11 protein-coding genes are annotated in these 12,805 nt (G+C 34.2%); 9 read left to right on the top strand and 2 right to left on the bottom strand.

Going from position 1 to position 12,805, the window contains the following annotated elements:
- Positions 1 to 275: 275 nt before the first annotated feature.
- Positions 276 to 1,043 (bottom strand): ParA family protein, encoded by a 768-nt coding sequence (locus HGP29_RS00380; RefSeq protein WP_168880330.1) that lies wholly within the window; start codon positions 1,041 to 1,043, stop codon positions 276 to 278.
- Positions 1,044 to 1,189: 146 nt separating this feature from the next.
- A complete protein-coding gene (gene gpmI, locus HGP29_RS00375; protein WP_168880329.1) occupies positions 1,190 to 2,713 on the bottom strand; it encodes a 2,3-bisphosphoglycerate-independent phosphoglycerate mutase in 1,524 nt (507 codons plus the stop codon).
- A 292-nt stretch (positions 2,714 to 3,005) separates the two neighbouring features.
- On the opposite strand from gpmI, the gene HGP29_RS00370 reads away from it, so the two are divergent.
- The 9 genes from HGP29_RS00370 to HGP29_RS00330 all read left to right on the top strand — a co-directional run bounded on the left by HGP29_RS00370 (position 3,006) and on the right by HGP29_RS00330 (position 12,759).
- Entirely contained in the window at positions 3,006 to 3,470 is a 465-nt protein-coding gene (locus tag HGP29_RS00370; RefSeq protein ID WP_168880328.1) for a hypothetical protein, read from the top strand.
- Positions 3,471 to 3,576: 106 nt separating this feature from the next.
- Positions 3,577 to 4,245 (top strand): hypothetical protein, encoded by a 669-nt coding sequence (locus HGP29_RS00365; RefSeq protein WP_168880327.1) that lies wholly within the window; start codon positions 3,577 to 3,579, stop codon positions 4,243 to 4,245.
- Positions 4,246 to 4,362: 117 nt separating this feature from the next.
- Positions 4,363 to 4,701 (top strand): hypothetical protein, encoded by a 339-nt coding sequence (locus HGP29_RS00360; protein ID WP_168880326.1) that lies wholly within the window; start codon positions 4,363 to 4,365, stop codon positions 4,699 to 4,701.
- Positions 4,702 to 4,835: 134 nt separating this feature from the next.
- The gene (locus tag HGP29_RS00355; RefSeq protein ID WP_168880325.1) at positions 4,836 to 6,056 is read left to right on the top strand and encodes a pyridoxal phosphate-dependent aminotransferase; all 1,221 of its coding nucleotides are present in this window, start codon (positions 4,836 to 4,838) and stop codon (positions 6,054 to 6,056) included.
- 82 nt (positions 6,057 to 6,138) lie between these two features.
- On the top strand, positions 6,139 to 7,116 hold the full coding sequence (locus HGP29_RS00350; protein WP_168880324.1) for a bifunctional heptose 7-phosphate kinase/heptose 1-phosphate adenyltransferase: 978 nt from the start codon (positions 6,139 to 6,141) through the stop codon (positions 7,114 to 7,116).
- A gap of 3 nt (positions 7,117 to 7,119) precedes the next feature.
- On the top strand, positions 7,120 to 8,010 hold the full coding sequence (locus tag HGP29_RS00345; RefSeq protein ID WP_168880323.1) for a cation diffusion facilitator family transporter: 891 nt from the start codon (positions 7,120 to 7,122) through the stop codon (positions 8,008 to 8,010).
- A gap of 20 nt (positions 8,011 to 8,030) precedes the next feature.
- Positions 8,031 to 9,527, top strand: a complete 1,497-nt coding sequence (locus HGP29_RS00340; RefSeq protein ID WP_168880322.1) for a GH3 auxin-responsive promoter family protein — start codon at positions 8,031 to 8,033, stop codon at positions 9,525 to 9,527.
- Between the two features lie 229 nt (positions 9,528 to 9,756).
- Positions 9,757 to 10,161, top strand: coding sequence for a response regulator (locus HGP29_RS00335; RefSeq protein ID WP_168880321.1), 405 nt, complete (start codon positions 9,757 to 9,759; stop codon positions 10,159 to 10,161).
- A 213-nt stretch (positions 10,162 to 10,374) separates the two neighbouring features.
- The gene (locus HGP29_RS00330; RefSeq protein WP_168880320.1) at positions 10,375 to 12,759 is read left to right on the top strand and encodes a T9SS type A sorting domain-containing protein; all 2,385 of its coding nucleotides are present in this window, start codon (positions 10,375 to 10,377) and stop codon (positions 12,757 to 12,759) included.
- Positions 12,760 to 12,805: the final 46 nt, after the last annotated feature.

Genomic DNA, 12,805 nt, shown 5'->3' with positions numbered 1-12,805 from the left:
TATTATGATGTAACAGTTTTCAAACCCTGAATCGTTTGATAATGGGTAGTTACCTTAAGTAATACAACAGTTAAACTTTATTCCTCCAACGAATAAAAGGACATGATTATTATAGCAATAATCGATAATATCAATAAAATTCAATGAATCACAAACACTTATATATCAGACATATATAAATGCTTATTCAATAATTTACGACTTTTTTTAAACAATTGTTCCTTACAAATAGTTAGTCTTCGATTTATTATATTCTTTACTTTATAAAATTAAATTTACTTAGGTAAAATCGACAAAAATTCTCTAGCAACTCGCATATAAGCCATTGCTCCTGCTGATAAAGGTGCATATTCAAAGATAGATTTTCCAAAAGAAGGTGCTTCTACCAATTTTACATCTATTCCTATATTATTTTCTAAAACACGGATACCAAAGTTCTCTTTAATATGATTAAGAATTTCCATTGTAATTGTTCGTCTTGTATCGAACATCACAGGAAGAATACCTAAAATCGTAAGGTCTTCGTTAAGGTTCTCTTTAATTTGGAAGACGGTCTCTAATATCTGTGATAAGCCTTGCATACTTAAGACTTCCATTTGTAGAGGAACCAAAATATGGTCGGAGGCTGTTAATGCATTAATGCTTAATATGGATAATGCCGGGGCACAATCAACAAGAATAAAATCATACTTTGATCTTGCTTTTTTGATCGCCTGCTTTAAAATAAATTCTCTCCCTTCTGCAGTAACCATGGATAATTCTGCATCTGCTAATGAAACATCGGCAGGTGCGATATCTACTTCTTCTTTTGTTACCGCAATATTTTTTAGTTTTTCACCTTCCAATAAAACATGAGACATGGATTTGACATATTCATTCTGTAATCCGAAGTGAAATGTCATGTTTCCTTGAGCATCCATATCAATCAATAAGACTTTACGACCCAACTTTCCTAAAGCTACGCCAAGGTTTGTTGTTGTTGTCGTTTTTCCTGTTCCTCCTTTTTGATTAACAATAGATATTACTTTCCCTAAATCTGACATGTTCTAAAATGTAGCGTAAAAGTGAATGATGTATGAGTATACTAAGTTAAAGAATACATTATGATTCTGTATTAATAACAACAATAAAAAAGCCACTTTCTTATATAATTAGAAAGTGGCTCTTAAAATATTTATGATGGAGTTGCTTAGATTAAGCTAACACCTGTCATTTCTTCTGGTTGATCAACACCTACAATTTTTAATACTGTTGGAGCGATATCACCTAACTTACCATCTTTGATTTCACCATCAAACTCAGGATCAACAAAGATACAAGGTACTAAGTTAGTTGTATGTGCAGTGTTTGGAGATCCATCAGGGTTCATCATCACATCTGAGTTACCATGATCGGCAATTACGATAGATGAATAACCATGGTCTAAACCTGCTTCAACAACAGCTTTTGCACAAGCATCTACAGCTTCACAAGCAGCTACTGCAGCTTCGAATACACCTGTATGACCTACCATATCAGCATTAGCAAAGTTCAAGCAAACGAAGTCTACGTCTTCTTTCTCTAATTCTGGAACAATTTTATCTCTGATATCGTAAGCACTCATTTCAGGTTGTAAATCGTAAGTAGCTACTTTCGGAGAAGGAGCTAATAAACGAGTTTCACCTTCAAATTCAGTTTCACGACCACCTGAGAAGAAGAAAGTTACGTGAGGATACTTTTCAGTTTCAGCAATTCTAATTTGCTTCTTACCTGCACTCTCTAAAACTTCTCCTAAAGTTTGCGTTAAGTTATCTTTATGGAATAAAACTTTCACTCCTTTGAAAGTCTCATCATACATTGTCATTGTAATGTAGTTGATATCCAACTTCTTCATTCCTCCTTCTGGAATATCTCTTTGAGATAACGCTTGAGAAATTTCACGACCACGGTCAGTACGGAAGTTGAAACATAATACTACATCACCTTCTTCGATTTTAGCAACAGGCTCACCATCAACAGTGTTAACGATTGGCTTGATAAATTCATCTGTTACACCCTCGTCATATGATGCTTGAATAGCAGCGTCAACGTTGTCTACTTTAGTTCCTTCTGCATTTACCATAACATTGTAAGCTAAAGCAACTCTTTCCCAACGGTTATCTCTATCCATTGCATAGTAACGACCTACTACTGAAGCCAATTGACCTGTAGTCTCAGACATATGCTTTTCTACATCAGCAATAAAACCTTTACCTGACATAGGGTCACAGTCACGACCATCTGTAAATGCATGAACAAATACTTGATCTTTAGAAAGACCTGCTGTATTTGCTGCTGATAAAAGTCCTTTTAAGTGATTGACATGAGAGTGAACACCACCATCAGAAACCAATCCCATAAAGTGAACTTTCTTATTATTGTCTTGAGCGTATTTAAACGCATCTTTTAATTCTGCGATATCGGCAATAGAACCGTCTTCTACAGCTTGGTTAATACGAACAAGCATTTGGTAAACAACACGACCAGCACCTAGGTTCATGTGCCCTACTTCAGAGTTACCCATTTGACCGTCTGGAAGACCAACTGCTAAACCTGAAGCTTCTAATTTACTATGCTTATATTTTGTATATAATGAGTCGATAAATGGAGTTTTTGCTTGATCGATAGCAGAAACTTTAGGATCAGGACCGATTCCCCAACCATCTAAGATCATTAAGATTGTTTTCTTGTTCATGTTAACTGAATTTTCCGATTTTTCTATAGTAATAAACAATGCGACAAATATACATTTACTGAGCACTTATATAAATGATATTGATCACACAACTATGCTTTTTGAGAAGACTTCTTAGTTTTTTTTAACAGGGTGCAAAAAACATAGGTTTCGCCAAAACATTTAATAGAGACTAACGGTTTTAATATCTATAATACATTCTTTGAATAATACAATTTATTGTCATTATAAATGCGTAAATTTAATTCAATCACATAACTTCTCTTTCCATCACTTAACCCATAGATATCAAATGAATAAATACATCACTTTTAGCACTATACTATTCACCTTTTCTTTTTTCCTATTCTCTTGTGAACCTGACGATATTGCAAATACTGCATCTGCGGTAGAAGGTACATATCAAGTCACTGCAATTTCTGCAAAAACAGGACAAGGACAGGCGGATATTACTCCTAAAGCTGATATTGATCAAATCGTCATTACAAAGACTGATGATCGCTTAGTAAAAATTGACTTCCTTATCACGACAGCTAAAGTTTCTTTTGGCACATCAACTGCCAATTTACTTCAAACTACTTATTACGATGTAACAGTAGAAGGAAACCAAGAAAATGGTTCTTTCCGACTAACAAAAGCATTTAGCCAAGATAATAATGCTACTCTTACAGGAAGCATTAGCGATAATGGCCAACTCTCTCTTCAATACAATATTGCTGGAACAGAATTATTTTTAATAAATGCTGTCCGTCCTTAAAAAAAGAGCACTATTTTTGTTTACAATCATTTAACAACTGTCATTAAAGTAACTCTATTATTAAATAGGGTTACTTCATTTTTTTAATCTAATTAATATTAACACTATGAGACTAAGAATATTCTTCCTGTCTGTTATTTCTGCTTTTATGTTTACATCATGTGGCGATGCTGTTGATGAAGTGACTAATAGTATTGCTGATGCACTTTTAGATTTTGGTGATGCCACTGCAGTAGTCGATGGCACTGAAAAAGATTTTAGTAACTACGCGGGGTATAGAGTAACAGGAAACTCTACTGCATTATATTTTGCAGATTTCGATTTTCAATTGACTGCTCTTGATGTAAAAGGTACAGCTATCTTAGCATTTATGCATACAGATTTATTTAGTACTTCAGAAGGTATTCAAATTAATCTTACATCTGCACCAGGAATTGCAACAGATCCGATCAAAGGTTTAGGAGGTGCATTGTACTTAAGCAATGTTTCTGCTCAAGACTTATACGATCTAGTTGTAGAATACAATGACAGCCAAAGTTTTACAAATGTGATTGCTCTAGCTGCACAAAAAGATGTTACAGTACAAAGAGCAACAGCATTAGATATTGTAACCAACTTAGATCTTGCTGGAAACATCACTTTCAATTTCACTAAGATTGAAAATGATAAAGCTTCTGGTACGTTCAGCTTCAAAGCTTATGGTGAAGATGGTAATGTTGAAGTAACGGATGGTACATTTGCTGACACACCATTAGATGTTACTAACTTTGATTAATATATAGTATATAAGATATTCAAAATCAGGTGCTTCCTAAAAAGAAGCACCTTTTTTATTTCACTGATTTTTAGTACATTATAGTAACCTCTCTATTAAACCTTAAATACTACTATCATGTACTTCCTTTTTCTTTTACCTACTTTATTTTTATCACTTCTCTCTACAGATACATATCACATAAAAGAAACAAAGCTGCTTTTTGAAGTGATAAATCATGATGCCCAGCATATAAATAATTTGCATTTAGAAATTCATGATCAAGATGGGCTTATTGTAAGTCTTCATACAAAAAAAATTACAGCGATATCATTACCGAGAAAAGACTATGAATTGAAAGTCTTTTATTGCGATGAGGTCTACTCTGTCGATACAAAACTCTTCCAACCGAGACATCATATCGTTTTTGTTGTAGACGAAAAATCTTGCTCAGAACCCATTCTTTACACCAAATAAGTGAAATCATCTTATTTAATGATCTAAAATTGTGTTCCTCTCCGTTATAAACATTATTTTCGCACTCTAATATCACATTAGAATTCATTGAATTTCTTCTGTTAGTCAGAATAATCAAAAATTTAATTTACAGGATGGGAACGCAAACAGAAAGTAAGTTGACGTTATCTAACCGTTTTGATAACATCACTGAGTCTGCAACACTAGTAATGGCCGTTAAAGCTAGAGAACTACAAGCAAAGGGAATTAACGTTATAAAACTTAACCTAGGAGAACCTGACTTTCCAACTCCTCAATATATTCAGGATGCAGCAAAAGCCGCTATCGATGAGGGAAAATATTTTTCTTACCCACCTGTACCAGGTTACCCTGAGTTAAGAGAAGCTATTGCTGAAAAATTCCAAAAGGAAAATGGTCTTGATTTCAAGGCTGAAAACATTGTAGTTTCTGCGGGTGCAAAACACTCTGTAGCCAATGTAATGCTTAGTATCCTAAACCCTGGAGACGAAGTGATTGTTTTTTCTCCATACTGGGTATCATATACTGATCAGATTCATTTAGCGGGTGGTACACCTATTATCCTTTCGGGTAGCATTGAAAATGATTTTAAAGTAACTGCTGAAGAATTAAGAGCTGCAATTACTCCAAATACAAAAGCTGTTCTTTTCTCTTCTCCTTGTAACCCTACAGGTACTGTATTTACAAAGGAAGAATTGAAAGAAATTGCTGATGAAGTAGCAAAACATGATGATATTTATATTGTTTCTGATGAAATCTATGAGTACATCAACTTTGGTGGTGAGCATGTAAGTATTGCTCAGTTCGAGAATGTAAAAGACCGTACTGTTGTAGTTAACGGTTTCTCAAAAGGTTTTGCAATGACTGGATGGAGAATTGGATACATTGGTGCTCCACTTCATTTAGCAAAAGCTTGTACTAAAATTCAAGGACAGGTTACTTCAGGTATCAATACAATTACACAAAGAGCATGTATTGCCGCTCTGAAAGGAGATAGAGGTAATGTAATTGAAGAAATGAAATCTGCTTATCTAAGAAGAAGAGGCCTACTTAAAGGATTGTTAGATGAAATTGAAGGGGTAAAAACCAACTTACCACAAGGAGCATTTTATATCTTCCCAGATTTCAGTGCTTACTTTGGTAAATCTTTTAATGGAGAAGTCATTAAGGATTCTAATGACTTGGCGATGTTTTTCTTAAATGAAGCACATGTGTCTACAGTAGCTGGTGCTGCCTTTGGATCTCCAAACTGTATTCGTATTTCTTATGCTGCTGCTGATGAAGAATTAGTAGAGGCTGTAAAAAAGATTAAAGAAGCACTAAGTAAATTAGTGTAATTGAAATATTCGTAGGAAAGTTATTAGGTACTATTCTAATGGCTTTCCTATTCTTTATTAGACCCATCAAAAAACAATATAAATGAGTATTAGAGAGGCATTAGACAAATTTAATGGTCTAAAAGCATTGGTGATTGGTGATGTGATGATTGACTCATACATCTGGGGTAATGTAGATAGAATATCTCCAGAAGCTCCTGTACCTATCGTCAATGTAAAGAAAAAAGAATCTAGAATGGGAGGTGCTGCCAACGTAGCCAAAAACCTTCATTTTTTAGGTGCTTCTCCAATTATCTGTTCAGTTATTGGTCAAGATGCTGAAGCTGACACCTTTTTAAACCTTTGTGATTCACTGAATATTTCAAAAGAGGGTATTTTACAATCTGATGAAAAAGTGACTACAGTAAAACATAGAGTTATTGCTAGTGCTCAGCATGTTTTACGTATTGATAACGAAAATGCTGCTCCTCTTTCTGATAAAGAAAGTAATCGACTCATCGAAAAAATCAAGGAACTAGCTACAGATGCTGATGTTATTATTTTCGAGGATTACGATAAAGGAGTTATTACTCCTCACTTAATCAAAGAAGTCATTGCAATTGCAAAAGAGAATAATATACCGACCACTGTAGATCCTAAGAAGAGAAACTTCCTCGACTACGCTGGTGTTACCTTATTTAAACCTAACCTTAAAGAAATGCGAGAAGGTTTAAAATTCGACTTCGATGGTGATGTGATCGATGAAGTGAAAGCAGCAACAAAAGAACTTAAAGCAAAAATGGACAATGAACACACAATGGTAACTCTATCTGAGCATGGTGTGTATATTTCTAACCATTCTGAAGATGCTCATATTCCAGCACACAAACGAGAAATCGCTGATGTATCTGGTGCTGGTGATACTGTTATTTCTATTGCTTCTTTGGCGTTAGCTGTAGGCTTACCCATGGAAACTGTAGCAGGTTTAGCCAACCTTGGTGGTGGTTTAGTCTGTGAACATGTAGGTGTAGTACCGATCAATAAAGAAGATCTACTCCAAGAAGCAGAAAGAAAGTTGTAGTCTATGATTTCAAAGGAAGAAAAAAAACAAGCCTTTAGAACAACTTGGATGAGCATCATTGGAAACTTTATTCTCACCGTTGCTAAAGGAACTGTAGGTATCATTGGTAATTCACAAGCTATGATCGCTGATGCCATTGAATCTTGTGCCGACATCATTTCTTCCTTTGTTGTTTTAGTAGGATTAAATTTTTCTACAAAAGCCCCAGATAAAAACCACCCTTACGGTCATGGTAAATTTGAACCGATAGCAACATTTATCACAATTGGTTTTTTAATTACTTCTGCATTAATTATTGGGCAACAAAGTATCACAAGAATACTAGATGGACATACAGAAACACCTTCAAAATTTACGTTGGTTGTACTGGGGTCTATTATCATCATAAAGTACAGTTTATATAAATATGTTCTTTATAGAGGTAAAAAACTGAATAGCTCTTCTTTAGAAGCTGATGCGGGACATCATAGAAGTGATGCACTTATTTCATTATCAGCATTTGTCGGGATCAGTATTTCAATTTTCGGTGGTGATGGATACGAAACAGCCGACTCTTGGGCTGCTCTTTTCGCTGTAGGAATTATATTATTCAATAGCTATCTACTTTTTAGACCTGCCTTTGGTGAAATTATGGATGAGAATCTTTATGATGATTTCATTGAAAAAGTAAAACAGGAAAGTATAAAAGTAGATGGGGTTATCGACACAGAAAAATGCTACATTCGTAAAATGGGTTTTAAATTCTATGTCGATCTTCATATTATTGTTGACGGAGAATTATCTGTTCGCCAAGGGCATGACATAGCACATGACGTTAAAGATTCACTAAAAGCTGATTTTAATGAAATTGCTGATGTTCTGATTCATGTGGAACCGAATGCTAAACCACATTAATTTTTTAAACAAGACTTCCTATGGGATTTAGATCTTTTTTAAGTAAACCTTTTGCTACTTATGTTGTAAAAAAGCAAAAGGAATGGGCAAATAACCCAAGCCTTGCTCAAGAAAATGTATTTAATAGTTTGATCCAAGGGGCTAATCATACCGCTTTTGGAAAGGATCATAACTTTGGAGATATAAAAAATTACGAAGACTTTAAAAAGCATGTACCAATCTGCGATTACGAAGATCTTCGTCCTTACATTAATCGAATTATAGAAGGGGAAAACGATGTGCTTTGGAAGGGAAAACCAGAATATTTTGCGAAAACATCCGGAACTACTTCTGGTGCAAAGTATATTCCTTTAACCAAAGATTCTATCCCAAATCATATCAATTCAGCTAGAAATGCGATGCTGAATTATATTCATGAAACTGGTAATGCCGATTTTTTAGATAGAAAACTAATCTTCTTATCTGGTAGCCCTGTATTGGGTAAATCTGGCGATATTCTTTCTGGAAGGTTATCAGGGATTGTCAATCACCACGTACCGGGTTATTTAAGAACCAATCAGATGCCTAGTTATAACACCAATTGCATCGAAGATTGGGAGATTAAGCTAGAACATATCATTGATGAGACTATTGCTCAAGATATGTCATTAATTTCAGGTATTCCACCTTGGGTACAGATGTACTTTGACCGTATCATAGAGAGAACAGGAAAGTCTATATCAGAGGTTTTCCCGAATTTCGATATGTTTATTTATGGTGGCGTTAACTTCGAACCTTACAGAAAGAAACTTTTCGATTCCATAGGTAAAACTATTCCTTCTATAGAAACTTACCCTGCCTCAGAAGGCTTCTTTGCTTTTCAAGATACACAGACCGAAGAAGGGTTATTAATGCAGCTAGACTCAGGTATCTTCTTTGAGTTTATTCCGACAGATGAATACTTCAATGATAATCCTACAAGGTTACGTATCGATGAAGTTGAAATAGGAAAAAATTATGCATTGATAATTAACTCTAACGCCGGTCTTTGGGGATATTCTATTGGAGATACCGTAAAGTTTGTTTCAAAAGATCCATATAGAGTTATCGTTTCAGGAAGAATCAAGCATTTTATCTCTGCATTTGGCGAGCATGTTATTGGTGAAGAAGTAGAAAAAGCCATGAAACATGCATTAGAAGTACATTCAGAAGTAAAAATCACTGAGTTTTCTGTTGCTCCTCAAGTCAACCCGACGGATGGATTACCTTATCATGAATGGTTAATTTCTTTTGAAAATGAACCACATAATATTGAAGAGTTCTCTTTAACATTAGATCATAAGCTTAGAGAATTAAATACATATTATGATGATTTAATCACAGGCAGTATTTGTAGAACACTAGTCATTACTCCACTACAAAGAGAAGCATTCCAGCATTATATGAAGTCAATTGGTAAACTTGGTGGGCAAAATAAAGTTCCCCGATTAGCTAATGATAGAAAAATTGCAGATGCCATTATAGAATGGAAAAAATAAAATTAACCTCTTGGTCATAATAAATTTTTATAGATCAAGGGGTTTTATTTTCAATACAATTTTTTAGAAACTATTTTTAAGGCAGCTGAAGAAAAAGTTACTCAGGTTTATTTTTAATGATTATCTATACTTCTATTTAATCAAATTTTTTGTATTTTTATTTAGTAACTTCATTTGAACGTACTTCAGCTTAACTCAAAATTAAAGCACGAACTCTCATAATCTAGACATGAGCAAGAAAATAGAAACTATATTACTCGTTGATGACAACGATACGGATAACTTTATCAATAGTCGAATTATTGAACTAACTGAATTTGCAGACGAAATTGTCATTAAAAACTCAGGAAAAAAGGCTTTAGAATTCTTGCAAGAGCGTCTTGATACTAATGGTACATTGCCTAGTTTAATTTTACTAGATATCAATATGCCAATTGTAGATGGATTTGTTTTCCTATACGAATTTGAAAATTTCCCCGAAGAGCTTAAACAAAAAAGTAAAATTGCTATTCTATCTAGTTCTGATAATGAATCAGACATCGAAAGAATTGTAAACAACGAATATGTCATTAAGTTTATCACTAAACCTCTTACTGAGGAAGCATTATTAGCGGTAGGTGACATTTTACCTTAAGAACTTCGACTAAACATATTATACTAAAAGGCATTTATTTTATTTTTGAGATAGAATAAATTCCTTTTATTTTTTGCTTCGCAAGAGCAGACTATTAAGGCGATTAAAATCAAACTATTGCATTGAAATAAGGAACTGACACGACTTTGTGATAAGACCCCTTCTTATCACCTATTTCAAGCTATTGTATAATCAAACTATTAAAATCTAAAGATGAACAAAATCAAGCTTCTCTTGGTGTGCCTTTTCATGTCGCACCTATCCTATTCTCAATGGGATAAAATTGAACTGCCTAATAATGCTGATGTACACCACCTTGCCTACGATTGTGACGGTGTCTTATGGGCAGGTACAACAAAAAGCCTTTACCACCAAGAAAATGGTGAATGGGTAAAAAACGATTTCGACTTTTCTGATGACGGCGTTGATGGTATCATTTGTACTGGAGATTATCTATTTGTAGGTACTGGAAATGATATTTATAGAAAACCAATGGATGGCGACTCTTGGACTCAAATGGGAAGAGTATTCCTTGGTGGACACATCAATGGTTTCTTTTTACTTGAAAATGGTACGTTAGTAGCTTACACTGATGAATTAATTTTCACAACTTCAGACTTTGGAGCAAACTGGGATCAGTTAGAAAATATTGGAAGCCGTGAAACACTTACGGGTGTTTCTTTTATTGATAACACTATCTACGGAGGTACCGCTTCAGGATTATATAAATACAACCCTGACGCTGAAAATGAAGAGGACAAATGGAAAATTGAATTAGGTGTTGAAGTTGTTTCAATGATCAATGCTAGCGGTAATTTAATTGTTAACTCGACCTCAGGTACAAGACATTCGTTAGGTTTTGCTTGGAGTTTAGCCCAAGGAGAAAGTGATGCGATTGTAGAGCATATTGTTGAAAAAGATTACAAGTTATACGGTATCACTGATGAGGGTAAATTTATTTATTCAGGTACGACAGCTGTAAATTGGGAAACTCCTGAAACAATCGGGGTGGAAAATATTAATACAATCTTCTATACAGACCAATTGGTTTTCGGTACAGAAGAGGGTGTTGTAAAAGCATCAGATGAAGAATTTTTAAATACTGGGTTCAATGATCTAGAAATAAATGGTTCTTTTGAGTTGAAAGGTAAATATTATATCTCTACTGATAATGGATATTATGAGTACGACAATAATGAACTGAACTATTATGAAGATTTCCCAATGTACTACCTTACTAATTCACTTACTGTAGGTGAGTATGAAGTGTTATGGAATGAATATAATGTCTATATCCAAAAAGATGGTGAAGATACTTGGAATGAAATCTACAAATCTGAAGGCAATAGAAGTGGGATCAATTCAGCAACGGACTTCAATAACAAATTATTTGTATCTAATGGTTCGAGCATTATAAAAACAGAACTTGATGAAATTAATTGGCTAAATGCCTCAACAGGTATTGGTGGATCTGATCTAATCGTTACATCTACAAAAGATAAATTAGTTTCTTCTACTAGCTTTTACATTAACACCTCAGATAACGAAGGTGTTGAGTGGGAATCTCAATACCATTTATATGCATTTTATCGTTTCGAAGGTATTCATAAAAATTCTGATAGAAACTATCTACAAGCGAGTATAAATGCAGGAGGATACTTCAAATATTTAAGCGACGATGATTCACTAAAAGCACTACAAGATTCGGTTTATTCTACTAGATCAATTGTTTTATATGCGGATGAAGACCTGGTTATCCAAAATGGTATTGGAGTTAAGGTAGCTAAAACAGGTGACGAGTTAGATTTTGTACTTAGAAACAAGGGGCTTGGAAAGCTTGTTGATGGTGAGGTAGAATTCCCTAAAGTAGAACAAGTAGATAAAGTTGATGATCACTTCGTTATTTATACTGATGAAGGTTTCTTTGTTAGATCTGAGGATGAACTACTTGCTGAAGTTCCGGCAATACAAAATGTTGTTGCATTAAGAGATAGTGCCGATATTAACGAAGACATGGTTATTGAAATCGAATTTGATAGCGAAGGAACTGATGCAATAATATATGATTTCACTCTATCTAGTATCACTGATAACGACCCTGATTGTTGGTGTAATGCTCAAATGATCAATGGTAATGAATATACATTATCTAATGAGTGGTTATTAAATGTATTCAATATTGGTAGCTTTGAATATTTATATGATGAAGACCTTGATAAAGGCCTAAAATCATTACGTCTATTAAACAATGACGATTATGACACATCCGTTCGATCTGATAGACTTACAGTAACCTATCGTAATAGTAATGAGGGTGAAGACGGAGATAATGAAGAAAACCCTACAGCCATCGACCTTGAACAACAATTACTATCGTCGTATCCTAACCCTGTTCAAGATCTTTTATCATTAAACTTCAAGCAGAAAGGTATCTATCAGGTTTCTATTTTTGATGCTTTCGGTAAAAAAGTAGATTCTTTTACTTCTGCTAAGCAAAGTGAAAGTATCGATATGTCATCATTTACTCCAGGTATGTACATTATCAAGGTAATTGATAACGAACAAAATAAATTTATTCAGAAAGTAATTAAACAATAGTTTAACTTTCAAAAAATAAAAAGTCCTTTTTTAGTAATCATTCACA

Origin of the sequence: Flammeovirga agarivorans (assembly GCF_012641475.1) — a bacterium.
Taxonomy (GTDB): Bacteria; Bacteroidota; Bacteroidia; order Cytophagales; family Flammeovirgaceae; genus Flammeovirga; species Flammeovirga agarivorans.
Note: the sequence above shows the minus strand (reverse complement) of the source record. Positions and strands in the feature narration are given on the sequence as shown.